This window comes from Acetomicrobium hydrogeniformans ATCC BAA-1850 (assembly GCF_000160455.2).
In the GTDB taxonomy this organism is placed as follows: Bacteria; Synergistota; Synergistia; order Synergistales; family Acetomicrobiaceae; genus Acetomicrobium; species Acetomicrobium thermoterrenum.
This window is the reverse complement of record NZ_ACJX03000001.1, coordinates 1,527,629-1,551,195: the sequence shown is the minus strand read 5'-3', so window position 1 is coordinate 1,551,195 and position 23,567 is coordinate 1,527,629. Positions and strand designations below refer to the sequence as shown.

The window sequence follows — 23,567 nt, the reverse complement described above, 5'->3', positions numbered from 1 at the left end:
AAGCTCACGAAACGCCCGAGCAATTTAAAGGCGAGGATATCCTCGCCTTTATGCCCCTTTATCGGCGCAACCCCAGCCTTTCTATAAGCCTTTTATACCTGTTAAAATCCTTCTCCTGCAGATACTTAAGGAGCTTCCTCCGCTTTCCGACCATTTTCAGGAGACCTCTTCTGGAGTGAAAATCCTTTTTATGTACCTTCAGGTGCTCCGTAAGGTAACGAATCCTGTAGGTCAATATGGCCACCTGCACCTCGGGCGAACCCGTATCGGCGTCGTGAGTTTTGAACTCCTCGATGATCTTTTGCTTCCACTCTTCCATCGCACTATCACCTCACTGAAAATTCCCCCGACCAAGAAAGACGTCTCCCGTACTTACCTAGTCGAGGGTATTTACATATTATCACTACAATTTGAGGGTCGCAAGCCTTTGGGCCATTCGCTTAGCGGCTAATCGGCCTTGAAATTCCTTCTTGCTCCCTCTTTTTTTCGGGCCGACGTCGGTTTCGGAGATACTATCACCCTACGTCTGGGCTCCTGCCCCACGGAGCGCGTCTCCACCTCGTCCATGGATTGAAGCGCCATATGGACCACCTTACGCTCCCAGCTGGACATTGGTTGCAATCCCACTGGCTTTCTCCTGCTCAAGGCCTTTCTTGCCGCCGACGTCGCTATCCGCTTTATGCTCTCCTCCCGCCTGGTCCTGTATCCGTCGCTGTCAAGCAGCACTTTGAAGTTCGAATCCATATTCCGATTGAGCATGAGGTTGATCAGATGCTCCAGGGCCCTCAAGGTCTCCCCGTACCTGCCGATCACAATTCCTGCGTCGCCGCCGCTTATATTTATCGTATTATCCTCCGTTAGCGAAAGAGAGACATTTAAATCCATCTTCTTCAACAATTCGCCCAGCATCTTTTGCGCCCTGATCAAATCCAGAGGGTAAAGGGGCCTGACCTCGACCTTCAGGCGCTTGCCCAAGATTCCGAATAACTTTTTTTCCTCCTCGACCAGATTAACTACCACATCTCCCGGGCTTATTCCCCACTCCTGCGCAGCAATAACTTTTGCCTCTTCCAGCGAAGAGGCCTCTATGACAATAACACCTTTTTCTTCGCTCAAGGGATAATCGCCCTACCTTTCTCCTTAAAGATCCTTCGGTTTTTCTGCCGAACGGGGCTTTTCCTTATACAACACCGGCTTTTTGGCACCTTCAACCGAGGCTTTGCGCTGCACCCACGCCTGCTGGACAACTCCTATTAGCGAGGAAACACCCCAGTATAGGAGGACGCCTCCAGGAAGGCTCAAACATATAAACATCATAAAGAGGGGCATGAACCAGCCCATGAAGGCCATCTGCTCGCTCGCCGCCGAACTTGTGGTCATCTTCTGTTGAAACCAAGTAACAAAGCCCACTCCCAACCAGAGCAACAAAGTGCCTCCGTATATTCCAAAGTTTAAAAGGCCTGCAGGATTTGAAGCGATTGCTCCCAAGACGGTCGTTATTCCCGCCCTTGCCGTCTCCGAAGCGCCAAGGGCCTGGCTCATTAGGGCTAAAAGCGAGTGCTTCAGGGATACGCCGACGAAGAACTCTTCTCCAAAATCATAATTCATTATAACCCTGAAAAGAAGTATGAGGATGGGAAGCTGCACAAGGAGGGGCAAACAGCCCGCCGCCGGATTCACGCCGTATTCCTTATATAGCTTCATCACCTCCTGGTTTAACTTCTGTCTGTCGTCCTTGTACTTCTCCTGCAAGGTCTTCAGACGTGGCTGAATTTGCTGCATCTTCTTCATGCTGACAAGCTGTTTATGGGAGAGCGGGTACAGCAAAATCCTGATCAAGATGGTCAAAAGAATTATGGCTATTCCGTAAGAATTGCTGATCTCGTAAAAGAAGTTGAGAACCCCCAACATTAAATCAGTACCCAATTGCCACAAAGAACCCACTATACGTTCACCTACCCTGTCTTTCGATCTGTCCCGGGAACCGGGTCATATCCTCCCGGATGCCAGGGACCACAGCGACATAATCTCTTAACGGTCAACCAACTTCCCCGAATTGCGCCCCACTGCTCAATAGCCTCAAGAGCATATTGAGAACAGGAGGGATAAAACCGACAGTTGCGCCCAAGCAGGGGCGAAAGAAAAATCTGATAAAGCCTTATCGACAGAATGAGCATACGCTTAAAGGGCTTTTCCAGGAGATATCCTGTTTTATTCATTCTCCTCACCCTTCGTCCAAGGGGTAAAATCGGCACCGGGCCAATCTGCCCGCATCAAGCCTTCTCGTCTCCACAAATCGGCCATATCGAAATAGATATCCCGTGCACCCTTTGTCAAACCCGCCGACGAAAGCTGAAGGACAATCCAATAGTCCTCCTTCAGCCAAGGCAAGAGGCGTCTTGCAGCTTCCTTGAGCAAGCGCCTCCCCCTGTTTCGAACACACGATTTTCCCTGTCTTTTCCCCACTGCAACGCCAATGCGGGTACCAGTGCCTTCCGGAGCTTTTATGTACAACATCCTCACGTATGCTCCGCGGGCTCTCTTGCCCTCTCGAAAGAGGAGGTCGAACTCCTCCCTGCGACGCAACCTCACCGATCTGGGATAGCGGTAGGACATGGCTAAACTGCCAACCTTTGACGTCCTCTACGCCTCCTGTTTCTGAGAATGCGCTGTCCGCTGGGCGAGCTGGAACGAGCCAGGAAGCCCATTTTGCGCTTGCGAGGTTTGACGTGCGGCTGAAATGTCCTTTTAGGCACGAATAAGCACCTCCAATCTCGACATTTAAAAAATTATGACGAACCTTAACCAATAAATGAGCCAGGATACTATACCATATGGGGCGATCGGCTAGCAACACTTTATTACAGAACGAACCACATCCCCATAAAAAGACCTATGAAAGCTCCCACAATTCCTCCCCACATCTCTATCCAGAAAAGGTACTTCTGTGCCAGCTTTTCCAGGTAGACCTCCACGTCTCCCTCCTCGACCTCCCCTAGGGACTTTTTGGCCAGCTCTCCCAAGTCTATCTTCATCAACACCTTATGAACTATCCGTTCGAAGGCCTCCTTGAAGATTTTAATCGCCTCTCCCTCATCCCAGGAGGCTTTAGAAAGCATGAGCGCAACCTGCTTTTGGAGTTCCTTCAACCCCTCTTCTCCTTGTAAAAAATATCTCCACCTTTCTTTAACCAGCGAGACTATCCATTTGGTCAGGTTTTCCACTTGAAACAACCCTACCTTAGAAGCAAGAGATAGGGCGAAATGAGATCTCTCAACCTCGATCAGCCTCTCTCTGACCATATGTTCGAAACCGGGGCTGTCGAAAAAATCGGTCAAGGGCTTTTCGAGCACTCCCAACAGGGCCCTCAGGTTGTCCCTCCTCAAGTAAAGCCGCATTATCTCCCGCTGAAGGACCGGACTTACGGATTGAAAAAAGGCCTCGTCCTCCGCCGCCTGCTTCAGGGCGTCGGGGGTAAGGAGCCTGTTTCTCACCTCGTTGGCAAAGGTGTTTAGAATCTTTTCACGATTTTTGGCGATGACGCCGCTTCCCGGGACGGGAACCTTGATTATCGGGATATACATGGGGCGGAAAAGCATCTTCACCGCCAATATGTTCGTAAATATACCCACCCCGCCCGAGACGCCAATTGCTGCAAAAAGCTCTCCGTAGGAATTCCCAGCCGCTGCCAGATAAAACCCGGCGGAAGCAAGAATTACGAAAAAGATAGCTGTCCCGTTCCTGATGAAGTTCAACGCTTTAGCTTCCCTTTCGCTATCGGCGATTTGAGCCATATTTATGCCTCCTTAAGCTGTGAAAACTCCATAGAAAGAACATGCGTGGAAGATGTCTTCCTGTCAAGGGCAAAATGTTGCCTTTAAAGGGCAAAACATGATAGAATGAGCATCGCGCAAATACCAGCGACAGGGAGGTGAATTGCGAAAGATGCCCAGCACGAAATCTGCACTTAGAAGAATGCGAATCGCTGAGAGAAACAGGATCTACAATCGCGCCTGGAAGACTAGAACTAAGACGATAACCAAGAAGGTCATGCAAGCCGTAGAAGAGAATGATTTGAATTCGGCTGTCAGGCTTTTCGACGAGGCACAATCCGTAATAGATAAAGCCGTCGTCAAGGGCGTGATCCACAAAAACACGGCCGCTCGCCGCAAGGCGATGCTTGCCAAGTTGATCGTCAACCTCAAGAAAACCACCGGAGCGGAATCCCCCTCTCAAGAGACCGTTTAACAGGATAAAGGAGGTTGGGTCCGGATTAAGTCGCAAAGGACCAGCTCCAGGCCCAACCAACCCTTTCCCCTGCCCATCTTTTCGGCGGCCGAAAGCAATCCCAGCGAAACGGTTGCATTCCAGATCGCTTCTTTGGTGTATCGGCATGCCGCCTCCTTGGCCATCTTGCTCTGATAATATCTGGCACCTGCGGCATCCGGCCCTCTCCCTCCAAAGGAAAGAAAAAGCGAAGCCAACCTCAGTCTGTTGTATAAAGAGGTGACAACGACCAAAAACTCCGTCTTTCCCTGCAATTGTTTCAAAGAAGACAGAATCGTCTTTCCGTCCCGCAAACACACACCGTCAAGCAGCCGAATGAGAGCCCGCGATCCCTCGTCCTTCGACAACTCTCTGACCATATCGGCAGTCACCGACTTTTGTTCCGCGAGGCAAAACTTTTCGATCTCGCTTTCTATCTCTTCGACGTCCTCAATCCACTCGTCCAGAAGGTAAAGGGCTTCCCCGGTCAAGCTCAGCCCCTTCCTCTGGGCAACCTCCTCCATCCACCGCAAGCGCTCCCTTTTATTCTTCAGCTCTCTTCCTACTGTGACGATCCTGACCTTTTCCTTCAGCGACTTTGGGAAGGCGTTGCATTTGCCGTTGTAAAGCAACAAAATAACGTTCCTCGCCCCTTCTTTCTCGAGCAAGGCCTCCAGCCTATCTGGAAAGGGACCCAACTTCTCGGCTTCATCGACTATGTAGAGGAGTTTATCCCGGAAAAGCCCCTGCGTCGAAGCTAGGGCAAAAAGCTCGCTCCAGCTTCCCGGCTCCTCAGGTCTCCCAGCCTTCTCGTAACCTTCGGACTCGAATTCCCTTAAAATATCTTCGATCCGACTGCGCCTCTGGGGCGCTGTCAGCTCTATAGCTACCACATGGGGCACTAACCCTTCACCACCAGGTTTACCAGTTTATCGGGAACGACGATAGTCTTCAAAACCTGCAAACCCTCTATCCTTTTTCGCACCTTGCCGTCTTCAAACACCCTCTTTACGAGCTCATCCTCGGACAAACCCGCGGGAAGGGTCATCCTTTCCCTTACCTTCCCGTTAATCTGAACGACAATAGTAACCTTGTCTTCAACCAAAGCGCTTGCATCGACTTCGGGCCAAGGCTGTTTTAAGACCATGCTGTCATGCCCCAGCCTCTCCCAAAGCTCTTCGCAGAAGTGAGGAACAAAGGGCGAAAGACATACCACCAAAACCTCGGCGGCCTCGCGAAGCAAAGACCAGTCGGCCCCGTCCTTTGGTTCGCAGGAATACATCTCGTTGAAAAGCTCCATGAACCTGGCTACAGCCGTATTAAACTGCCTTTCCACTTCTATGTCTCTCGTCACAAGCTCTATAGTCCTGTGTATCCTTCGTTTTAGATTTCTCTTCTTTCCCTCCCGCAAGGATTCCATGGATAGGCGGGCAGGGTCGGCCTTTTTCAGGTCTTCTATTTTGTCTTCCATGTAACGCCAAACTCTGGACAGAAACCTGTATACCCCTTCTACCCCCTGGTCTGACCACTCCAGGTCCTTGTCGGGGGGAGAAGCGAAGAGTATAAAAAGCCTCGCCGTATCCGCTCCGTAACGTTTAATGATGTCGTCGGGATCCACGACATTGCCCTTGGATTTGGACATCTTGGCGCCGTCTTTTATCACCATACCCTGGGTTAGCAGGTTTACGAAGGGCTCCCTGAAACGGATCATTCCCATATCTGCCAAAACTTTAGTGAAGAAGCGGGAATATATCAGATGGAGACAGGCATGTTCGATGCCCCCTATATACTGGTCCACGGGAGTCCAGTAATGCACCTCGTCGTCGAAGGGAGCTTTGTCGCACCAGGGAGAGCAAAAACGCAGAAAATACCAGGAGGAACAGAAAAATGTGTCCAGAGTGTCAGTCTCCCTCTTTGCCGGCCCGCCGCACTTCGGACATGTAGTGTTGACCCATTCCTCCAATGTTGGCAGTGGACTGCTTCCGCCCTTGGGCATCCGAACGTCCGTCGGAAGGATGACGGGAAGGTCTTCTTCGGGAACGGGAACGATGCCACAACGGTCGCAATAGACGATAGGAATGGGCGTGCCCCAGTAACGCTGACGCGACACCAGCCAGTCCCGAAGCCTGTATTGGACCTCCCTCCTCCCGAAGCCCTCTCTTTCGGCCCAATCGGCCATGGCCTTCAGAGCTTCAGACGTGGGCAGGCCATCGAACTGACCGGAATTGCAGGCCACTCCGTCCTCTTCAAAGGCACGGACAAGCTCTCCAAGCTCTCCCCCCTCGGGCTTCACGACGGGTATTATGTCTATGTCGTATTTCTTTGCGAATTCAAAGTCCCTTTGGTCATGGGCGGGAACGCCCATAACGGCACCCGTGCCGTATTCCATCAGCACGTAATTGGCCAACCATATGGGGACGGCCTTTCCGTTGGCGGGATTTACGGCGTAAAAGCCTGTGAAGACGCCTTCCTTTTCCGTATCCTGTATTCGAGATCCGGCATTTGTCGCCGCAAAGGCTTCTATGAAGGACTCAAGTTTCTTTCTGTCGGCACAGGAAGATAGGATCTTGGGTACAAGAGGATGTTCGGGGGAGAGGGCGATATAGGTTACTCCAAAAATCGTGTCGATCCTTGTGGTGAAGGTCTCCAAAGTCTCCTCGAGCTCGGGGACATCGAATTTGAGCTTTACGCCTTCGGAGCGTCCTATCCAGTTCCTTTGCATTATCTTGACCTTCTCGGGCCAGCCGGGAAGATCCTCCAGGCTGTCGAGCAACTCCTGGGCATATTTAGTTATCGAAAGGAACCACTGTTTGAGCTTTTTCTTCGTTACCTCGCTGCCGCACCTCCAACAATGCCCCCCCTCTATGACCTGTTCGTTGGCCAAGACCGTCTTGCAGCTGGGGCACCAGTTTATGGGCGCTTCCGCCCTGTAGGCCAAACCTTCTTCGTAGAACTTAAGAAAAAACCACTGGTTCCAACGATAATAGTCGGGATGACAGGTGGCTATACGCCTCCTCCAGTCGTAGCTGCACCCCATGCTCTTCAATTGAGCGGTCATCCTCTCTATGTTATTCCAGGTCCATTCGAAGGGATGAACGCCGTATTTTATGGCAGCATTTTCAGCGGGAAGGCCAAAGGCATCAAATCCCATGGGATGAAGAACGTTATAGCCCCTCATCGTCAAAAACCTGGCCATGAGATCGCCTATGGAATAATTTCTCAAATGCCCCATGTGCAAGGCCCCGCTCGGGTAGGGGAACATCTCCAGGCAGTAGAATTTCGGCCGTTTATCATCGGGGTTTACGTAAAAAGTTCCTTCTTTTTCCCACCGCTTTTGCCATTTAGCTTCGATGGCAGCAAAATCGTAGGGCATAATCTTCGACCTCCTCTAACAGGAAACTTGAGCCCAATTATACATCAACTTGCAAATTTGCAGGATACCCCGCATCATACCCCTACTGCTCTTCGTCCCTCTTCGCGACGGCCATAAAGGCCTTCAAAAACTCCACGGGGAAGGGGACTATTATCGTCGCGTTCCTCTCGCTTGACATCTCCTTTAAAGTCTGCAGGTAGCGCAATTGCAAGGTAATGGGAGAGACCTCCATCAACCTGGCGGCCTCGGACAACCTCTCCGCCGCCTGGTATTCTCCTTCGGCGTTTATTATCTTGGCTCTCCGTTCCCTTTCCGCCTCAGCTTGCCTTGCCAGTGCGCGCTTCATGTTCTCGGGCAATTCGAGTTCCTTTACCTCGACGGCCGAAACTTTGATGCCCCAAGGATCGGTCCTCTCGTCGATGATCTGCTGAAGCTCTACGTTAATCCTCTCCCTCTCGGAAAGTACTTCGTCGAGCTCCGACCTGCCCACAACTGACCTCAAGGTAGTCTGAGACAGGAGACTCGTGGCCATGATGTGGTTTTCCACGGCAACCACGGACTTGATCGGATCGATTACGCGAAAATAAACGACGGCGTTCACCTTTATGGGGACGTTGTCCTTGGTCAATACCTCCTGCACCGGCACATCCAGGGTAAAGACTCGAAGGTCAACCCTTACCAATCTATCGACTATGGGAATTATGACTATGATGCCCGGCCCCTTCGGATCCATTACCCTTCCCAGCCTAAAGACGATGCCTCGCTGGTATTCGGGAATTATCTTGATAGCCGAAGCTAAAATTAAGACAACTATGATTATCGCTCCCAAATAAGCTCCCAAGCTGAATACCCCCTCTAACAAAGCATTTAACATACTAATTCCTCCTCGCATCGCTCTTTCTGACTATGAGGACGAAACCGTCCACCGACTCAACCTCCACCCACTCGTCCTTTGCGATGGGACTGCCGTCGGAGCTTTTGGCTTTCCAATATTCCCCGTGACAAAATATCGTGCCCTCGGGGTTCAAGTCCTGCACCACCTTGCCGGTCATTCCGACCAACTCCTCCTGGCCTGAGACGATTCTTCGCTTCATGGCCCTCAAAACTGCCCAGGCAGCTACTGCGAAAAAGGCTGACAACACGACTATGGCACCAGCCAAAAAGGTCATAGAAAACCTCAACAGCTCACCCCCCGGCGCCCTGTATATTATGAGGCTTCCCACGATGAGGGATAAAGCCCCGAAGGCGCTTAAAATTCCTATACCTCCGACCAAAAGGTCGACTACCATTACCACGATCCCGGCTATTAGCAAGATGATGCCGGCGTAGTTCAGGGGTAACATCCTCAGGCCGTAGGCTCCGAGGAGCACCATTATGGCTCCAGCCGTTCCCATTACGAAACCACCCGGCGACAGGACCTCGAATATGATGGCATAAATCCCCAAGACCAAAAGCAGGTAGGCAATGTCGGGTCTCGAGATGAATTCCAGTATCTTCAGGCGGGTCGGCATCTCTTCGCGAAGGATCTCGTAGCCCGATAAATCCAGGACCGTTTCCCCGTCTGCAAGCTGCACAGCACGTCCGTCGACGGCCGCCAGAAGGCTTCCAACGTCGGAGGCGATACAATCAATGACGCCTTCTTCCAGTGCCTCCTCGGCCGTCAAAGAGAGGCTTTCCGTCACCATTCGTTCGGCAACCCGCGAATTTCTTCCCCTCGTACCCGCCAAAGAGCGCATCTGCGCCGCCAGGTCATTCGTTATCTTTTCTCCCATAGTCTCGTCAACGTCACCGCCGGAGGCGAGCACCGGGTGAGCCGCTCCTATGCGCGTGCCTGGAGCCATCGCCGCGATGTGGGAGGCCATGACCAGAAAAGCCCCCGCCGAGGCGGCCCTGGCGCCGCTGGGGTAGACCCACATGACCACGGGAACCCGAGCCTGGGTGATCTGCTTTGTGATCTCCGTCATAGAGGAGACCAGGCCCCCGGGCGTATCCAACTCAAACACCACCATATAGGCCTCTTCCTCGGCCTTTCGGAGCACGTCGATCATGTAGGTCTCCATGACCGTACCCACCGTTCCCTCCAGGGGCACCACCATAACTACGTTGCTTTTTTCCCCTGCCCAGCCCGGACCTACCGTCAAAAGAAGAAGAATCGAAAAAACCCATATCAAGCGCTTCACGGAAACATCATCCTCACCGCCTCTTTCAGGCTCTCAAACTCTATTTGCCTTATCTTACCGCTTCTTTCGCACTTTTCATACCGACTCACGGCGATTTTTTCAAAACCCATCCTCTCCGCTTCCTTGATCCTCAAAGCCGTTCGGGCAACGGGCCTCACCTCCCCAGCCAAACCCACTTCACCGACAAAACAACATTCCTTCGGCAGGGGACGATCCAGCAAAGTCGAAGCGATCGACATGCAGATGGCCAAATCTGCTCCCGGATCTTTCGTCGTAAGTCCTCCCACGACATTCACGTAAACGTCGCAGTTTTTCGAGATAAGGCCCGCCCTCTTCTCCAGCACCGCCAGAAGGAGATGCAATTTATTCAAGTCTATTCCCCTGGATGTTCGACGAGGATACATGAAGGGGGTAGAGGAAGCCAGGGCCTGAAATTCGGCGACAAGCGGCCTCGATCCTTCGAGCACCACTCCCATGGCGACGCCCGCCTCCTTAAGGGAAGTTTCGTTCCAAAACATCCTGCCTGGGTCGAAAACTGGAACCAGCCCCCTCTCGGTCATCTCGAATATTCCCACCTCATCGGCGTTGGCAAATCTGTTCTTTTCCGCCGAAAGCATCCTGTAGCGGGAAGACCTGTCGCCTTCGAAAAACATGACGACGTCAACCATGTGCTCAAGAAGCTTCGGTCCGGCTATCTGGCCGCTTTTGGTTATATGCCCAACCAGGACGCAGGGAATTGCCCTACTTTTGGCAATCTCTATGCACCTTTGGGCCGTCAGCCTCACCTGCAGGGGGCTGCCGGGCCAGCCGCTTTCGTTCTTATCCCTCATCGTCTGAACACTGTCGACAAAGAGAAACTCCACGTCTTCCGCAGCGCTCAGGGCCTCGTCGATATCGTCAGTGCAGAGCAGAAACAGCAAGCCATCCTTTGCTCCCAGCCTCTTGGCCCTCGAGGCAACCTGAGATGCAGATTCCTCCCCCGATACATAGAGAACTTTTTTGCCCTCCTCTGCCATTGCTATAGCGCTTTGAAGAAGCAGGGTCGACTTGCCCACGCCTGGCTCTCCGCTCAAAAGTACCACGGCACCTTCCACCCATCCTCCACCGAGCACTCTGTCCAACTCTGTTATCTTTGAAGAAAAGCGTTTTACCTCCCCGACCTCGCTCAAGAGGAGCTTTTTTACCTGCGATTTAGGAGAACCGCTCGCGCCTTCCCTTTCCTCGTAAAGCGTGCCCCAGGCGCCGCAGGTCTGGCATCTTCCGGTCCAGGTAAGGCTTATGGCGCCGCAATCGGCACATCTGTATCTTTTGATCTTGGAGACTTTAGCCATCCCAATCCTCCCGTCCTATTCCTATCTGCTATTATGTTAAATAATAGCAGATGATCGCAACAAAGTCGATTTCATACCCACAGATCCCTCTTTACATATGTCGTAACCCGTGATATCATTGCCGACAGGCAATTCCTCGTATTAATATCATGCTAAAATATTATCTTACAAAGGTGGGGTATCGATGAAATTGACACCGCGGGGTTGCAAAAATATCGGCGGCGACGTAGCGCTGAGCGTTGAAGAGCTGCGAAGGGATTTCATGGAGGCCTTTATCCCTTACGGTTACCGGCCCTTTTGGCCCTCGGGACTGCAGCTGCTTGAAGCCATAACGGACAAGATAAGCCCCAACTTGCACAACCGTTTTATGGTGACTAACTCCTTCTTCGGAGAACCCTGCGCCGTAAGGACGGACGTGACGTTGGGCGTGGTGGATTACTGCGCTTCCCACTTCGAACCCCACGAACGGCCCCTCAGACTCTGCTACACAGAACGGATATACAGGAGGCCCAAATCTCCCGACAAAAACGTCGAGAGGCTGCAGATGGGTGCCGAGCTCATAGGATGGGAGGGAGAAGGCGCCGACGTGGAGCTCATCTCTCTCCTCCTTTCCTTCTTAAACGGGCTCAACTGCCCCAAGATCGCCCTCACCCTCGGTGACGTTTCCCTTATACAAAGGGCCATTAAGAGCTTGCCATCACCCCACGGCAAAGTCCTTTTGGACTGCCTGGAAAGGGGAAGTCTCGACGAATACGCGGAGGCGGCAAAAAACCTGCCTCCCTCTCCACTTTCGTCCTTTTTCGAGGAGCTTCCCTGGCTCAAGGGCAACGCCGAGGTGCTGTACAGAGCATCGGAGCTTCTCGGCGAAATGGAAGAGGCCATAAGGCCTTTAAAGTTCATCTACTCCGAGCTTGCAAAGCTTGGCCACGAAGATTCCATCGTCGTGGACCTCTCTCTCGTAAGGGAGCTCGACTATTACAGCGGTCCCATCTTCGACGTTTACTTCGAGGAAACGGGCGTATCCGTGGGAGGAGGGGGAAGGTACGATCGCCTGCTCGAAGCCTGCGGCATGCTAGGACAGGCAGTGGGGTTTGCCCTCGACCTTGAGAGGCTTGCCTTGAGCGTGAACAAAAAGAGAGGCAAAGCACAGAAGATACTGCTGTGGGCACAGAAAAATGCACCCTCCTACGTCCTAAAGTGCGCCGAAGAGCTCATCTTACTCGGTTACAGCGTCGAAATTCTGTGGCGGGAAAAGGACCCCGATATTAGGGAGCTCGCCAGGATCAAAGGATACGACCTCCTTTTGGACTTAAACAGGGGAAACATTATAGAGCTGTCTTCGGGAGACGAGACATTTTTGGACGATTTTCTCGGAGGGGAAAACGATGATTAAGATTGCCATACCTACTGGCAGGATTCAAAAGGAGGCCATCGAGGTTTTAAAGCGCGCTGGGATACCGACCAAAAACCTCGAAAGCGCCTCGAGGGAGCTCGCCATAGATGAGGAGAACTTCCGCTTCTTCCTGGCTAAGCCAATGGACGTTCCCCTTTACGTTTACTACGGCACCACAGACCTCGCACTGGCGGGAAGCGACGTGCTGATGGAAGTCTCGGCGGACCTCCTCGAGCTCGTCGATACCGGCTTGGGGCGATGCAGGATGGTCGTTGCCGGGCCAAGAAGCCTGAAGGCCAGGTTCGAGGGAAACGAAAAGGAACTCATGTGGCTTCGCGTGGCCACGAAATATCCCAACATAGCGGAACGGCACTTCGCCTCCAAGGGGGTGCAAGTCGATATAATAAAACTTCACGGCTCCGTGGAGCTTGCTCCACAGCTTAACATCGCCGATTGCATAGTCGATATAACCCAGACGGGAACCACCCTCGAGGCTAACGATTTGACCATCTTAGAGGAGGTATGCCCCGTTTCCTTGAAGCTCGTAGCAAGAAAACACGGCAGCTCCTCCTACTGGAGGGAGTGCCTAAACATAACGGAAAGCATAAAAAATATTGTCGGGAGGATGAAAGATGTATGAAGCTTTTCGCCGGACCGAGGAAACTACGGTCAAGGTCTCTTTAGCCTTAGAAGGCGAGGGAATCGAAATAGACGTGCCCGTCGGCTTCCTGGGGCATATGCTTGAACTTCTGCTTTTCAACGCAGGTGTGTACGGCAGGATAGAAGCAAGGGGAGACGTCCACGTAGACGATCACCACACCGTGGAGGACGTGGCGATTACACTGGGAAGGGCTTTGAAGGAATTGTGGACTTCAAGGCAGATCGAAAGGTACGGCTGGGCAGCCATCCCCATGGACGAAACGCTGGTTTTGGCGGCGGTCGACGCCAGCGGAAGGGGAAGTCTCTCCTGGAAGGGATGTTTTCCCTCTCCCAAATGCGGCAACTTCGATACGGAACTCATACCGGAGTTCTGGCGCGCCTTCAGTAGAGAAGCTGCCCTTACGCTGCACCTTCAGGCTTTAAGCGTAGACAACTCCCACCATCTTGCCGAGGCGACCTTCAAGGCCGTGGGAAGGGCTTTGAAGCAGGCGCTGAAATCTTCTGAAAGACCTTCGAGCACTAAGGGGGCGATCATTTGATCGGCGTAATTGATTACGGAGCCGGAAACATAGGAAATGTCATGAGGGCCCTTGCAGCCCTAAAAATGCCGGCAGAGGTCTTGAAAAAACCAAAGGACGAAAGAAAGCCCCTCTCCCTTTTAATCCTTCCCGGCGTCGGGTCATTCCCCGCCGCCTACCGCCACCTGAAGGAGGCTGGGTGGACGGATTTTTTAAAGGAATATCGCGATGCCGGAGGGGCCATTCTCGGTATTTGCCTTGGCATGCAGATGCTCTGCGAGGGAAGTTTTGAGGAGGGCTACACTCCAGGGCTGGGATTCATTCCGGGTGAGGTCGTGAGGCTTGAGGCGAAGCCCTGGCCCCATATCGGCTGGAACGAACTTCGCTGGCGCAAGGACAGGGCAGCCGAATTTGACGCCAAGCCCTTCGAGGGCGCCGACGTCTACTTCGTCCACGGCTACTGTCTGCTCGAGTCGCAAGCCTGTATTGCTACCACCAAGCTCGGTGAAAAAAGCTTCGTCTCCGCGGTGAAATGGGGCCCCATCATGGGCTTTCAGTTTCATCCCGAAAGAAGCGGCAAACTCGGCCTGGCTCTTTTTAAGTCGGCCGTCCTTTCGCTAAAGGGAGGCAAAGGGAAATGAAGATATATCCTGCCATAGACTTATATGAAGGAAAGGTCGTAAGGCTTTATCAGGGCGATTTCGACCGCTCCTGGACCATAAGCGGCGACCCCCTTCAGGTGGCAAGAACTTTAAAGGAAATGGGGGCAAGGGAAATCCACGTCGTCGACCTCGAAGGAGCAAAGGAGGGAAGCCCAAAAAACATCGGTCTCCTTCCCAAGCTAAAGGAGATCTTCCAAGTCATTCATTTCGGCGGAGGGCTAAGAAGCCCCCAAGAGGTGCAAAAGGCGCTTGAAATGGGCGCCGACAAGGCTATGGTGGGAAGTCTCATCTGGACGGAGGGCGCAGGAGAGATAAGTAAGCTTGCGCCCAGAGTAATCCCTGCCCTGGACGTAAAACAGGGAAAGGTCGCCCTGGCGGGTTGGCTTAAGACTGTCCCTTTAAATCCCCTTGAAGCCGTAAAGCGCATTTGCGAAATGGGCTTTGAAACCATCTTGGCAACTGCAACGGAAAGAGACGGCACTAAGAGGGGACCCGACTTGGCCCTTTACAGTGCTTTGGTCAAAAATTCGGACATGAAGATCATTGCGGCGGGCGGAATAGGCTCCATCGAAGACGTTAAAGCCCTCAAAAAACTAGGCCTTTTCGGAGCCGTCATAGGGAAAGCCCTTTACGACGGCAGCCTTGACCTTAAAAAAGTGCTCGAGGAGGTAGAAGATGCTTAAAAAAAGAGTTATACCCTGCCTTGACGTCAAGGACGGCTGCGTCGTCAAAGGCGTTCGTTTTCAAAATCTGAGGCAGCTGGACGAACCGGGAAGTTTGGCCGAAAAATACATGGAAGAAGGGGCCGACGAGCTCGTGTTCCTCGACATCTCCGCTTCAAGCGAGAGGAGGACCACCCAAATGGAGTGGGTGCGCGCGGTAGCAGACAGGATATTTATCCCCTTCACAGTCGGCGGCGGGATTGATTCCGTCAAAACGGCAAAGGAGATAATATCCCTGGGCGCCGATAAGATATCGCTTAATACCAGAGCCCTTGAAGACCCTAATTTGATAAGGGAATGCGCCCTCCTACTCGGAAACCAGGCCGTCGTTTTGGCCGTCGACGCTAAGATGACAGGCGAAGGCAGGTGGGAGGCCTACGCCGGAGGAGGAACCGTACCAACCGGCAGGAACGCAATCGAGTGGATCGAAGAAGGATGCAGCCTGGGGGCGGGAGAGGTGCTGCTTACCTCTATCGACAGGGACGGCACCGACTCAGGTTATGACCTCAAACTCATAGAAGCTGCAAGAAATGCCGTAAGCGTTCCCATCATCGCCTCTGGAGGCGCCGGAAAGCTGCAACATTTCGTCGAAGCCCTGAAGGCAGGAGCCGATGCGGTGCTGGCGGCGTCGGTCTTTCACTTTGGTATCTACAACATCGCAGAGGCAAAAGACGCGCTGGCGGAAGCCGGCTTTCCCATAAGAAGGACGTGGTAAGACCATGAAGGAAGGGACAACCGTTAATTTCGACGAAAGAGGCCTCATCCCCGTCATAGTGCAGGACAGCACAACAGGAGAAGTCCTTATGCTCGCCTACGCCGATGAAAAAGCTTTGGAGCTTACGCTCAAGAAAAGAGAGCTTTACCTTTTCAGCCGCTCGAGGGGCAAATTGTGGCACAAAGGGGAAAGTAGCGGAAACATAATGAAGGTGCGGGAAGCCAGGCTCGACTGCGACGGAGATGCGCTGCTTGTCATGGTAGATCCTGCCGGCCCTGCCTGCCATACGGGCCAAAGAAGCTGCTTTTTCAACATACTCTTAAAAGGGCTGAAAGGAGACGTGACCTTCCCCAGCCGGCTGTGGAGGTACCTTCTCAAGCGAAAAGACGCCAACCTTGAGGAAAGCTACACAGCCAGGCTGATCGCCCAGGGCCGCCCCAGAATAGCTCAAAAGATCGGGGAGGAGGGAGTAGAAGTTGCCATCGCTTTGACACAAAACGATAGGGAACAAATCATATACGAGGCATCGGACCTCCTCTATCACCTTTTCGTGGGACTGATCTCTTCCGGCGTTTCCCTTGAGGAGATTTGGCAGGAGTTGGAGTCGCGTCACGGGAAAAAGGACATATGACGCTGCATCGTTGCCCGAAAAAAGGCCTAAAAGACCGGCTCAAGCTCGAGGCGTGAAGGGATAATAAGCTCCTCGTCAAGGACAAATTTCCCCTCTTGAAGTTTCAGGATGGCCACCTTTCGCTCCCTGGGCCTGTGGGTCGCCGCATCGGGAAGAAGCACCTGCGAGCCCAGGGCGAAGGGCGACGCCCTTTCCATTCCTCGCCTCATCCCATCCTTCGACCCCGGTTGATCTTCTCTTTCTAGGGAGTATTTCAATGCATTTCCAATCCACGAAGCCGCTGCATAGGCGCGCAGGGCCCACTCGGGACGCTCAACGGACTTTCTTGTGAGGTCAAAGACCTTCGTCGCAAAACTTCTTACGGCGGGATCTTCCTTCAAAGGCCACCCCTGGTCGACTGCCACCGTTCCCTCGAGAAGGGGAGAAATGGCCCAAAGAGACAGGCCTGAGAAGAAATCAAGATTTTCTTTTTTGCACATAGCCCAAAGATATTGAGTACCTGAAGCGCCAAGGAAGCTCACCACTCCGTCGACTTTAAGCTTTTTCATCTCGGCAAAGGCACTTTCCATTGAAATGCCGCTTTGAAGCCAAAAGGCCGACACCTTTAAGCTTTTCGTCTCGTCCATAAAGCCTTTTATCATCGGCCTCATATATCGGTCGAGTGGATCGGCCATGAAGGCAAAGGACTTGCCTGCATGGCCAAACCTTACGTGCCTTCCTAAGGCTGCACCTTTACATCCCCTTGGAAGGTCCAGGGCGAAGGCATAGGGCAACACCTCGCCATCTTTTTGTTGAAGGGCAAGGTCTTCACCGAAGGCCGACAACACAACAGGCCCCGTCCTCCCAAGGGCTTCAACCTGCTTCATGCCTTCCCTGCCTTCGACGAAACTGAGAAAGGCAATAGCGCCCTCCCTGCCTTCTTCCACAAAAACAATGTCGTAACCTCCAATGCCCCATCTGGCGCGGGAAACTTCTGCCTCATAGGCTGTAAGTCCGCTTTTAACAGACCGACCCTCCGGGCTGTCCCATCCCTTTTCGGGCGGTATGACGACCACGGGAAGGGCCCACCCTTCCTTTAAAGGATCGTATAAAGGATCGTAACCCCAGGCCTCGGAGGGTAAAACCAACAATACAGCCAGAAAAAAGGCCAAGAAACCTAAGATGAATTTCACGCCTTCCAAGAAAACAAAATTGGTATAAAAGGGGAGCTTGCTGCTTTTTTCGCTCCTCCGTCTACATGGGACATTATCTTTTGTAGCCAATTATATCCCTCAAGAGGGCCTTTCTTTCTGCGATGTGGGATTCCTCTTCCACGCCCTTGGAGGGGTAGCCGTCTACGACGCCCGCCACGCCACGCCCCATGTCGGTCTCAAACACCAACAGTTGAAGGGGATTTGCCGTCGCTGCGTATATTCGGCAGACCTCCTGGACGTCCTTGATCCTGTTTAACACGTTGATTGGATATCCCTTGCGAAGGAGTATTACAAAGGTGTGGCCCGCCGATATCTTTTGGGCGTTCCTTATCGCAGCATCGGTGAGATCCTTGGCGTTGCCGTCCCACCTGATCAAGCAGGGCCCCGAGGCCTCGCAAAAGGCTATCCCAAACTCAAGAGTTGGAGAAGCCGTCGCCAAAGCCTCGTAAAGGTCTTCGACGGTCTTTATGAAATGACTGTGACCAACTATTATGTTACAATCATCGGGCATTTCCATATCGACTACTTCCCATTTGACCGGTTCAGACATTTGCATTGCACCTCCTGCTTAAATTTTCTTCGAAACCGTCGCTCGAAAGCAGTTCGCAGAGCTCGCAAAAGCCGCATTTCGACGAAGGGGGTATTATCACGTCGGCCATCTCGCGAATTTCCGAAAGGGCGTCCGCCGGCGCCGCCCTAAAGTCCGACATCCGAAGCATCTCAAGGTCGTTCATGTGATCCCCCACGCCCACGATGAAAGCATCTCTTTTGCCCGATATTTCCTTTAAAGCTTCCAGGGCCACCCCCTTGGAGACCCCTGCGGGAAGGACGTCTAAAAAGTCGTCTCCGGCCAGGGTGAGGTTCACCGCTCCCTTTAGCCTCTCTTCCAGCAGGGACTTCAGCTTTGAAGCCAGAAGGGGCTTGCCGAAAAATATCACCCTGAAGACCTCTTCATCCAGGCGCGAGGAGACGAGAAAGGGCTTCAACTCCACGTCGAGGGATTTGAAATAGGTTATGGTCAAAAGGTCGCTGGGCCGACAAATCACCGACTCGTCGCCGTAGACCTGAATTTCCAAGGGCAAATCAAACCCCAGGCCGATCACCTCTGCGGCGATCTGTCTTGGTATCTTTTTTTCGAAGTAGACTTTCCCCGTCTTTGGGTCCATGACCCGCGCACCGTCGTAAACGATGGCAGGACAGGCCGTCTTCAGGGCCTTTATATGAGGAAGCGCTCCGGCCAGTATCCTACCTGTGGCAACGATCAGGCTCCACCCTGCATCTTGAAGAACTTTTGCTGCCCTTGCCACCTTGGTTGGGACTTTGTCGTTTCTGATTATCGTGCCGTCGAGATCGACGACCACCCATCTATCCGTCAACAAAAGGTCCTTTTTCATCTCATCATCCTTTTTCGCTCTCATGCCTTATTCTTGCGTCTTATTTTAGACCAGAATCGCGCTTTATAAAACCCTTAAACTAAAAGGGGAAGCGAAAACCCTCAGTGCGTTTTCGCTTCCCCTTTAGCCTAATTGACCTTGCTTGATTGCACCGATCGAAAAAGCTACTTTTTCTTGTTAAGCTCCAGAATCACGTCGTTAGTGATGTCGACGCCTCCGAAGAAGACCTGGTTTTTATCCAGCACTAATGTAAAGCCCTTCGCCTGGGCCACTACGCGGATGGCCATGTCTATATCCTTGAACAAGCCCTCCATCATCTTCTGTTCCTCGATGGCGGCCTCCTGCCTTTTCTGCATGAAGATCCTTCTCTGCTCTTCCTCGGCCTTGACGGTTTCCATGGCCATCTTCGTCTCCTGCTGTTTCTTGTCCATCATGGCTTGGATCTGCTTTTGCGTATCCTGAAATTTCGGATGATTGAACAGCACCTTCTGGGGATCGATAATAGCGATCTTCTCAGCCGCCACGGCCGCGCCCGTCACTGCGACGACACACACTAATGCCAACATGATCACAGACAAATATTTGCGAACCACTACAAACCACCCTCCTAAATATGAACGCATAAAAATAAGCCCATAACAACAGTCTCGACTTCTCCGTCGATTTTGCAATTTTGCAATAAAGAAATTGTACTTCGACTGCCAAGTTAAGTCCAGGTATAATTACCTATGATAAGATATCTAAAGTCAAGAGGTGAAGACTTTGTCCTGCATAGCTACCTTCTACGTGACCCATATGGCCCTGATGTTCGAAAGGGAGTGCAAAAATGCAGGCTACGACGTGCGAATTGTTCCCGTCCCGAGGAAACTCTCGGCAAGCTGCGGACTTGCCTGCAGATATCCCTGCCAGGCCGAAGATGAGATAAAAAAGCTTTGCCTTTCGAAAGACATCGAAGTCGAAGCCTTTCACCGACTGGAGGATTGAAGATGATAGTCAAATTTTACGCCACCCTTCGCGATGTTACGGGAAGCAAGGAAAAAAAGGTCGAAGGATACGAGACCGTGGGCGAACTTCTCAAAGACCTTGCAAAAACCTACGGCAGGGACTTCGAAAGGCTGGTGCTTAAAGGCGACGGTCTCGTGCAGGGAGCGATGGTCCTCGTAAACGGAACCCACATAGCCCACCTGCAGGGCTTCGACACCCCGCTCGGGAAAGGCAGCGTCATAGACGTCTTCCCGCCCGTAGCCGGCGGCTAGAAACCTTTTAGCCTTTCTTCGTACTTTCTTTTGAGCTCGCGATAGGTATCTTCCGAGATGCGACCGTCGAGCAAAGCCCTTTCCAAAACATCCAAGCGCCTTTCGAGCTCCTCTTTATCGGCCAAAGGAGCCCTATCGTCGTAGCCGAAGGGCGTTTTTTCGTTTCCTTCGTCTCTTATTGGCGGGCTCGGGGGACTTTGCGTGGGAAAGTACTTGTTCCAAAAAAGCGACGACATGAGCCACCAAAGCCCCAAACCCACCAACACCAGCACCAAAGCCATCACAATCATACCCGGGAAAGACATAAAAGGCGCCGCCCCCCACATGTGATACATCTCATATTCTCCTCCTAAAACGAACCTGTAAAAGAAAATTGCCCAAAGGACGACAAAAACTATTGCCAAAAAACCAAGTATTAAGGTGATCCACCTCCCACACCTGGGAGCAAAGGGCCAAAGGGGGCCTCCACAAAAAGATCTCATTCCGGCCTGCCTCCTCTTCGACCTTCTTTGATATATTTTTGGATCAACTCCCTGAGACGGGAAACCACCTCCTGGGATAAAGACAAGGGCAGGCCGTCGACGAAGGGGCTTCGCTTAAGGGTCTTTCCGTCTCGAGCTTCTGCGTCTAACATGGCAAGCATCATGTGAAGCTCCTCTCCCTCGTCGTGAAGCAAGTCTTCTTTCAAAAGGCAGGAAAGCAAAGCGACCAGCCCGTAACACCCCCAGTTCGAGACGTCGCAGGCTATCGCCCCATCGCTTTTAACTACGGACAAACACCTACCAAATTCCGGCGCCGAAAGGGCGAGCTTTTGAAGGAAATTTCCCATTCCCGCCTCATTTCCCCCGTCGCCTATACCTAAAGACCTCACTTTGAGGGAAAAATCCTCCGCCAAGGAGAGGGCATCGTCCAAGGGATCGGTCACGTCTGTTATGTCGATGCCCCTCATATTGTAGTAGCGGCCGTCTCTTGCCCTGCCGGGCCTTTCGATAAAGATCAAAAGGTCGGGGTTAAACTTTAAGATATGCTTTGGTTTTGAAGCGATAAAGACCTTGGGACCTTTCAGGGCAAAAGAGGCGGCTTCCACAACGCCCCGACAGCGCCAGTCCGTAGCTATCAGGACCCTTTTTTCAAGCGTTTTCAGGGCCCTGCCCAAAACGGCCGCCCCCATAGGACCGTCCGTCTCGGGAGCCCCTGCCTCTGCGACGAAAAAACCCGTGATTATCAAAGGCCTTTCCGAAGAAAGCAACAACTTCAAAGCTTTGAGAAAATCCCCTGTCTTCGAAAAACGGGAAAGCTCCCTTCCCGTAAAGCCCGAAGAAACCAACGACATTACTTCTTTTAGGACTTCTTCGCCGAGGGTCGGGTGTCTTTTCAAATCGAATTTCGAGTCAAACATGTCGAAAACAAGCCTTCTGTCCATCATATCGAAAGCATGTCCATAAGGGAAAGAAGGTCGGCGCTTAAGGGCTTTTTTTCCTCCCAGGCCACCGACAGAGGAGGCGTCGCCATCTCGTCTTTTTGCACAGCCGTCATGACGCCGCTTTTGCCTTCCACGAGGGCCTCTACGGCGCAGGCTCCCATGCGCGAGGCCAAAACGGTGTCGAAGGCCGTGGGGCTTCCGCCGCGCTGGATGTGGCCCAAGACGGTTACTCGCGCTTCGTAGCCTGCCGTATCCTTGAGCCTCAAAGCCAAATCCTGGGCGCTCATGACGCCTTCGGCAACGACGATCAAAGAATGGGTCTTGCCCTGGCGCCTGGCGTTGTAAAGTTTATCGCAAAGTTTTTCTATGTCGGAGGGTATCTCCGGTACGAGGACGTATTCGGCGCCAGAGGCAAGAGCCACCATGGAAGCCAGGAACCCGGAATTTCTGCCCATGACCTCAACTATAAAAAGCCTGTCGTGGCTTGAGGCCGTGTCTCTGAGCTTTCTGACGGCCTCTAAAGCGGTGTTTACTGCCGTATCAAAGCCAATTGTCACGTCGGTGCCGGCTACGTCGTTGTCTATGGTCCCCGGGATTCCCACGACGGGAAATCCTTTTTTATAAAGGGCCCAGGCACCCTTAAAGGTGCCTTCCCCGCCTATCAGGATAAGTCCCTGAAGGTCTAGCTTTTTTAAGCGGTCTAAGGCCTCAACTTGTCCTTCGGGCTTTTTAAAGCGCTCGCTTCGGGCGGTGCGTAGGATGGTGCCTCCCCTGTGAATGATGCCCCCGACGGAGCGGCTGGTAAGGGGAACGACGTCGCCTTCAAGCAAGCCCTCAAAACCTCGCCTGATGCCTATGACCTCAAGTCCCTTGTAAATAGCGCACCTCGTCGCCGCCCTTATGGCGGCGTTCATGCCCGGAGCGTCGCCGCCGCTGGTGAGAATTCCTATGCGTTTAAGCTCCATGCCTTCTACTCCTTTTCAAGCTCTTCGATTCGCCCTTCGACCATCTCGATTTCCTTTTCTATGGCCGCTATCTGCTCCTCGAGCTTGCTTTTTTGCTCCTTCAGCTGGTTTAATCGCTTGATCAGCCTCTCGAGCTCCAGGCGCGAAGCGGCCCGTCCCTCGTAAAGCTTTGAAGGATCGTCCTTGGAGACGTCCCAGTAAAAATCTATTTGTTTGCCCATGGTTATGGGGCCTATGTTGCCATCTATCGTAAGCCTCAGGGTGGAAACTCCTTCAAGATAGGATTTGCCGCTTTCGTCGTAGCGTGGAAAATATACAAGCCCCTCGCGCTTGCCCGAGAGCTTAAAATTAAATCTCTTGTCGTAGTCGGCAGGCGACAATTTCTGGCCTCCCACCCACAAAATTGCTTTATTATCGAAGGGTGCCATCCTCAAAGGTGCGCCCTTCATGTCGAAGGAAAGCATTACGGGGATGTACTCCTCAAGCTGCAGGGCCTTTAGCAGCTCGTATTTGTAGTTTTCCACCTCGCTTTCGGTCCAGAGGTTTTTTTCCGCTTCACGCTGGACCAAAGCTTCGATGTACTCGGCCGAATAGTAGGTAGCGACTATGGTAAGTTCGTCTCCCATGTCGCCTTTAGTCGTATAGGTCCTGCTCCACTTTTGAAGGATTGAGTCGAAATCAGCGGCAAAGGAAGGGATCCCGCAAAGAAAGAGCACTGAAAATGCCAACAATATACTTCCAAAAAAACGAATTCTTTTATTCATTTCAATACCTCCGCAAAGCTCAAATTTTCTTTAAAAGCAAGGACACGTGAAAAATTATAGCTCACGTCGTGATAAAAAAAAAGACCGGGCAAACTGCCCGGTCTTTTTTAGGCCTTATTAC

30 protein-coding genes are annotated in these 23,567 nt (G+C 52.4%); 10 read left to right on the top strand and 20 right to left on the bottom strand.

Translation table 11 applies throughout. The annotated features are described in order from the left end of the window. Positions 1-58: 58 nt before the first annotated feature. The 7 genes from rpsO to HMPREF1705_RS07685 all read right to left on the bottom strand — a co-directional run bounded on the left by rpsO (position 59) and on the right by HMPREF1705_RS07685 (position 3,794). Entirely contained in the window at positions 59-319 is a 261-nt protein-coding gene (rpsO, locus tag HMPREF1705_RS07710) for a 30S ribosomal protein S15 (RefSeq protein ID WP_009201364.1), read from the bottom strand. A 128-nt stretch (positions 320-447) separates the two neighbouring features. Continuing rightward, a complete protein-coding gene (jag, locus tag HMPREF1705_RS07705) occupies positions 448-1,116 on the bottom strand; it encodes an RNA-binding cell elongation regulator Jag/EloR (protein ID WP_057940854.1) in 669 nt (222 codons plus the stop codon). A gap of 24 nt (positions 1,117-1,140) precedes the next feature. Continuing rightward, positions 1,141-1,944, bottom strand: a complete 804-nt coding sequence (locus tag HMPREF1705_RS07700) for a YidC/Oxa1 family membrane protein insertase (protein ID WP_057940853.1) — start codon at positions 1,942-1,944, stop codon at positions 1,141-1,143. Between the two features lie 11 nt (positions 1,945-1,955). After that, positions 1,956-2,219 (bottom strand): membrane protein insertion efficiency factor YidD, encoded by a 264-nt coding sequence (gene yidD / locus HMPREF1705_RS07695; RefSeq protein WP_057940852.1) that lies wholly within the window; start codon positions 2,217-2,219, stop codon positions 1,956-1,958. Then, positions 2,212-2,616, bottom strand: coding sequence for a ribonuclease P protein component (gene rnpA / locus HMPREF1705_RS07690; protein ID WP_071804904.1), 405 nt, complete (start codon positions 2,614-2,616; stop codon positions 2,212-2,214). Before rnpA ends, yidD begins: the two co-directional genes overlap by 8 nt. Positions 2,617-2,618: 2 nt before the next feature. Continuing rightward, the gene (rpmH, locus tag HMPREF1705_RS10650; RefSeq protein WP_040348117.1) at positions 2,619-2,756 is read right to left on the bottom strand and encodes a 50S ribosomal protein L34; all 138 of its coding nucleotides are present in this window, start codon (positions 2,754-2,756) and stop codon (positions 2,619-2,621) included. A gap of 105 nt (positions 2,757-2,861) precedes the next feature. Then, complete coding sequence (locus HMPREF1705_RS07685; RefSeq protein ID WP_057940851.1) at positions 2,862-3,794, bottom strand: DUF445 domain-containing protein; 933 nt, start codon at positions 3,792-3,794, stop codon at positions 2,862-2,864. Positions 3,795-3,945: 151 nt separating this feature from the next. Here HMPREF1705_RS07685 and rpsT point away from each other — a divergent pair, with 151 nt between their 5' ends. Further along, complete coding sequence (gene rpsT / locus HMPREF1705_RS07680) at positions 3,946-4,248, top strand: 30S ribosomal protein S20 (protein WP_040348120.1); 303 nt, start codon at positions 3,946-3,948, stop codon at positions 4,246-4,248. Here the strand turns inward: rpsT and holA are convergent. The 5 genes from holA to radA all read right to left on the bottom strand — a co-directional run bounded on the left by holA (position 4,245) and on the right by radA (position 11,150). Beyond that, positions 4,245-5,168 carry a DNA polymerase III subunit delta gene (holA, locus tag HMPREF1705_RS07675; RefSeq protein ID WP_009201371.1) on the bottom strand — a complete coding sequence of 308 codons (924 nt, stop codon included), beginning with the start codon at positions 5,166-5,168 and terminating at the stop codon, positions 4,245-4,247. The two genes, rpsT and holA, sit on opposite strands and share 4 nt — an antisense overlap. Continuing rightward, complete coding sequence (leuS, locus tag HMPREF1705_RS07670; RefSeq protein WP_009201372.1) at positions 5,168-7,639, bottom strand: leucine--tRNA ligase; 2,472 nt, start codon at positions 7,637-7,639, stop codon at positions 5,168-5,170. Before leuS ends, holA begins: the two co-directional genes overlap by 1 nt. An 82-nt stretch (positions 7,640-7,721) precedes the next feature. Next, a complete protein-coding gene (locus HMPREF1705_RS07665; protein ID WP_040348122.1) occupies positions 7,722-8,513 on the bottom strand; it encodes a slipin family protein in 792 nt (263 codons plus the stop codon). Position 8,514: 1 nt separating this feature from the next. After that, on the bottom strand, positions 8,515-9,819 hold the full coding sequence (locus HMPREF1705_RS07660) for an NfeD family protein (RefSeq protein WP_057940850.1): 1,305 nt from the start codon (positions 9,817-9,819) through the stop codon (positions 8,515-8,517). Continuing rightward, positions 9,816-11,150 carry a DNA repair protein RadA gene (radA, locus tag HMPREF1705_RS07655; protein ID WP_057940849.1) on the bottom strand — a complete coding sequence of 445 codons (1,335 nt, stop codon included), beginning with the start codon at positions 11,148-11,150 and terminating at the stop codon, positions 9,816-9,818. Before radA ends, HMPREF1705_RS07660 begins: the two co-directional genes overlap by 4 nt. A gap of 184 nt (positions 11,151-11,334) precedes the next feature. Here radA and HMPREF1705_RS07650 point away from each other — a divergent pair, with 184 nt between their 5' ends. The 7 genes from HMPREF1705_RS07650 to hisIE are packed head-to-tail and all read left to right on the top strand — an operon-like array spanning position 11,335 to position 16,451. Next, a complete protein-coding gene (locus HMPREF1705_RS07650) occupies positions 11,335-12,543 on the top strand; it encodes an ATP phosphoribosyltransferase regulatory subunit (RefSeq protein WP_057940848.1) in 1,209 nt (402 codons plus the stop codon). Then, positions 12,536-13,183 (top strand): ATP phosphoribosyltransferase, encoded by a 648-nt coding sequence (gene hisG / locus HMPREF1705_RS07645; protein WP_057940847.1) that lies wholly within the window; start codon positions 12,536-12,538, stop codon positions 13,181-13,183. Before HMPREF1705_RS07650 ends, hisG begins: the two co-directional genes overlap by 8 nt. Further along, positions 13,176-13,742: an imidazoleglycerol-phosphate dehydratase gene (locus HMPREF1705_RS07640; protein WP_057940846.1), complete on the top strand. Its 567-nt coding sequence runs from the start codon at positions 13,176-13,178 to the stop codon at positions 13,740-13,742. Before hisG ends, HMPREF1705_RS07640 begins: the two co-directional genes overlap by 8 nt. After that, on the top strand, positions 13,739-14,362 hold the full coding sequence (hisH, locus tag HMPREF1705_RS07635; RefSeq protein WP_057940845.1) for an imidazole glycerol phosphate synthase subunit HisH: 624 nt from the start codon (positions 13,739-13,741) through the stop codon (positions 14,360-14,362). The genes HMPREF1705_RS07640 and hisH overlap by 4 nt, the downstream gene beginning before the upstream one ends. Then, positions 14,359-15,066, top strand: coding sequence for a 1-(5-phosphoribosyl)-5-[(5-phosphoribosylamino)methylideneamino]imidazole-4-carboxamide isomerase (locus tag HMPREF1705_RS07630; protein WP_057940844.1), 708 nt, complete (start codon positions 14,359-14,361; stop codon positions 15,064-15,066). The genes hisH and HMPREF1705_RS07630 overlap by 4 nt, the downstream gene beginning before the upstream one ends. Next, positions 15,059-15,820: an imidazole glycerol phosphate synthase subunit HisF gene (hisF, locus tag HMPREF1705_RS07625; protein ID WP_057940843.1), complete on the top strand. Its 762-nt coding sequence runs from the start codon at positions 15,059-15,061 to the stop codon at positions 15,818-15,820. The genes HMPREF1705_RS07630 and hisF overlap by 8 nt, the downstream gene beginning before the upstream one ends. 4 nt (positions 15,821-15,824) lie before the next feature. Next, on the top strand, positions 15,825-16,451 hold the full coding sequence (gene hisIE, locus HMPREF1705_RS07620; RefSeq protein WP_057940842.1) for a bifunctional phosphoribosyl-AMP cyclohydrolase/phosphoribosyl-ATP diphosphatase HisIE: 627 nt from the start codon (positions 15,825-15,827) through the stop codon (positions 16,449-16,451). A 26-nt stretch (positions 16,452-16,477) separates the two neighbouring features. Here hisIE and HMPREF1705_RS07615 read toward each other — a convergent pair whose 3' ends face one another. The 4 genes from HMPREF1705_RS07615 to HMPREF1705_RS07600 form a co-directional block, all read right to left on the bottom strand. Further along, positions 16,478-17,713: a type 1 periplasmic-binding domain-containing protein gene (locus HMPREF1705_RS07615; RefSeq protein ID WP_083489967.1), complete on the bottom strand. Its 1,236-nt coding sequence runs from the start codon at positions 17,711-17,713 to the stop codon at positions 16,478-16,480. Next, positions 17,697-18,194, bottom strand: coding sequence for an adenosine-specific kinase (locus HMPREF1705_RS07610; RefSeq protein WP_057940841.1), 498 nt, complete (start codon positions 18,192-18,194; stop codon positions 17,697-17,699). The genes HMPREF1705_RS07615 and HMPREF1705_RS07610 overlap by 17 nt, the downstream gene beginning before the upstream one ends. After that, positions 18,187-19,038: an HAD-IIB family hydrolase gene (locus HMPREF1705_RS07605; protein WP_057940840.1), complete on the bottom strand. Its 852-nt coding sequence runs from the start codon at positions 19,036-19,038 to the stop codon at positions 18,187-18,189. The genes HMPREF1705_RS07610 and HMPREF1705_RS07605 overlap by 8 nt, the downstream gene beginning before the upstream one ends. A gap of 164 nt (positions 19,039-19,202) precedes the next feature. Next, positions 19,203-19,661, bottom strand: coding sequence for an OmpH family outer membrane protein (locus tag HMPREF1705_RS07600; protein ID WP_009202520.1), 459 nt, complete (start codon positions 19,659-19,661; stop codon positions 19,203-19,205). 130 nt (positions 19,662-19,791) lie between these two features. Here HMPREF1705_RS07600 and HMPREF1705_RS07595 point away from each other — a divergent pair, with 130 nt between their 5' ends. Together HMPREF1705_RS07595 and HMPREF1705_RS07590 are read left to right on the top strand one after the other, a co-directional pair. Beyond that, entirely contained in the window at positions 19,792-20,022 is a 231-nt protein-coding gene (locus HMPREF1705_RS07595) for a DUF3343 domain-containing protein (protein ID WP_306337410.1), read from the top strand. 2 nt (positions 20,023-20,024) lie between these two features. Then, a complete protein-coding gene (locus tag HMPREF1705_RS07590; protein WP_009202518.1) occupies positions 20,025-20,294 on the top strand; it encodes a ubiquitin-like small modifier protein 1 in 270 nt (89 codons plus the stop codon). On the opposite strand, the gene HMPREF1705_RS07585 is transcribed toward HMPREF1705_RS07590, so the two are convergent. The 4 genes from HMPREF1705_RS07585 to HMPREF1705_RS07570 are packed head-to-tail and all read right to left on the bottom strand — an operon-like array spanning position 20,291 to position 23,446. Further along, entirely contained in the window at positions 20,291-20,776 is a 486-nt protein-coding gene (locus HMPREF1705_RS07585; RefSeq protein ID WP_057940839.1) for a hypothetical protein, read from the bottom strand. The genes HMPREF1705_RS07590 and HMPREF1705_RS07585 overlap by 4 nt on opposite strands. Further along, positions 20,773-21,693, bottom strand: a complete 921-nt coding sequence (locus tag HMPREF1705_RS07580; protein ID WP_242603569.1) for a DUF4392 domain-containing protein — start codon at positions 21,691-21,693, stop codon at positions 20,773-20,775. The genes HMPREF1705_RS07585 and HMPREF1705_RS07580 overlap by 4 nt, the downstream gene beginning before the upstream one ends. A 23-nt stretch (positions 21,694-21,716) precedes the next feature. Beyond that, complete coding sequence (gene pfkA, locus HMPREF1705_RS07575) at positions 21,717-22,682, bottom strand: 6-phosphofructokinase (protein WP_057940838.1); 966 nt, start codon at positions 22,680-22,682, stop codon at positions 21,717-21,719. Between the two features lie 5 nt (positions 22,683-22,687). Next, on the bottom strand, positions 22,688-23,446 hold the full coding sequence (locus HMPREF1705_RS07570) for a hypothetical protein (protein ID WP_057940837.1): 759 nt from the start codon (positions 23,444-23,446) through the stop codon (positions 22,688-22,690). Between the last annotated feature and the right edge of the window lie 121 nt (positions 23,447-23,567).

What these genes read in the sequence shown, in the direction of transcription:
- pfkA (WP_057940838.1), bottom strand. Translation starts at nt 22,682, where the DNA reads ATGGAGCTTAAACGCATAGGAATTCTCACCAGCGGCGGCGACGCTCCG.
- HMPREF1705_RS07600 (WP_009202520.1), bottom strand. Translation starts at nt 19,661, where the DNA reads ATGCGTTCATATTTAGGAGGGTGGTTTGTAGTGGTTCGCAAATATTTG.
- radA (WP_057940849.1), bottom strand. Translation starts at nt 11,150, where the DNA reads ATGGCTAAAGTCTCCAAGATCAAAAGATACAGATGTGCCGATTGCGGC.
- rpsT (WP_040348120.1), top strand. Translation starts at nt 3,946, where the DNA reads ATGCCCAGCACGAAATCTGCACTTAGAAGAATGCGAATCGCTGAGAGA.
- hisG (WP_057940847.1), top strand. Translation starts at nt 12,536, where the DNA reads ATGATTAAGATTGCCATACCTACTGGCAGGATTCAAAAGGAGGCCATC.
- HMPREF1705_RS07580 (WP_242603569.1), bottom strand. Translation starts at nt 21,693, where the DNA reads ATGTTTGACTCGAAATTCGATTTGAAAAGACACCCGACCCTCGGCGAA.
- HMPREF1705_RS07590 (WP_009202518.1), top strand. Translation starts at nt 20,025, where the DNA reads ATGATAGTCAAATTTTACGCCACCCTTCGCGATGTTACGGGAAGCAAG.
- HMPREF1705_RS07650 (WP_057940848.1), top strand. Translation starts at nt 11,335, where the DNA reads ATGAAATTGACACCGCGGGGTTGCAAAAATATCGGCGGCGACGTAGCG.
- HMPREF1705_RS07685 (WP_057940851.1), bottom strand. Translation starts at nt 3,794, where the DNA reads ATGGCTCAAATCGCCGATAGCGAAAGGGAAGCTAAAGCGTTGAACTTC.
- HMPREF1705_RS07585 (WP_057940839.1), bottom strand. Translation starts at nt 20,776, where the DNA reads ATGAGATCTTTTTGTGGAGGCCCCCTTTGGCCCTTTGCTCCCAGGTGT.
- rnpA (WP_071804904.1), bottom strand. Translation starts at nt 2,616, where the DNA reads ATGTCCTACCGCTATCCCAGATCGGTGAGGTTGCGTCGCAGGGAGGAG.
- rpsO (WP_009201364.1), bottom strand. Translation starts at nt 319, where the DNA reads ATGGAAGAGTGGAAGCAAAAGATCATCGAGGAGTTCAAAACTCACGAC.
- HMPREF1705_RS07605 (WP_057940840.1), bottom strand. Translation starts at nt 19,038, where the DNA reads ATGAAAAAGGACCTTTTGTTGACGGATAGATGGGTGGTCGTCGATCTC.
- HMPREF1705_RS07610 (WP_057940841.1), bottom strand. Translation starts at nt 18,194, where the DNA reads ATGTCTGAACCGGTCAAATGGGAAGTAGTCGATATGGAAATGCCCGAT.
- hisF (WP_057940843.1), top strand. Translation starts at nt 15,059, where the DNA reads ATGCTTAAAAAAAGAGTTATACCCTGCCTTGACGTCAAGGACGGCTGC.
- HMPREF1705_RS07570 (WP_057940837.1), bottom strand. Translation starts at nt 23,446, where the DNA reads ATGAATAAAAGAATTCGTTTTTTTGGAAGTATATTGTTGGCATTTTCA.
- HMPREF1705_RS07630 (WP_057940844.1), top strand. Translation starts at nt 14,359, where the DNA reads ATGAAGATATATCCTGCCATAGACTTATATGAAGGAAAGGTCGTAAGG.
- HMPREF1705_RS07665 (WP_040348122.1), bottom strand. Translation starts at nt 8,513, where the DNA reads ATGTTAAATGCTTTGTTAGAGGGGGTATTCAGCTTGGGAGCTTATTTG.
- yidD (WP_057940852.1), bottom strand. Translation starts at nt 2,219, where the DNA reads ATGAATAAAACAGGATATCTCCTGGAAAAGCCCTTTAAGCGTATGCTC.
- hisIE (WP_057940842.1), top strand. Translation starts at nt 15,825, where the DNA reads ATGAAGGAAGGGACAACCGTTAATTTCGACGAAAGAGGCCTCATCCCC.
- HMPREF1705_RS07640 (WP_057940846.1), top strand. Translation starts at nt 13,176, where the DNA reads ATGTATGAAGCTTTTCGCCGGACCGAGGAAACTACGGTCAAGGTCTCT.
- leuS (WP_009201372.1), bottom strand. Translation starts at nt 7,639, where the DNA reads ATGCCCTACGATTTTGCTGCCATCGAAGCTAAATGGCAAAAGCGGTGG.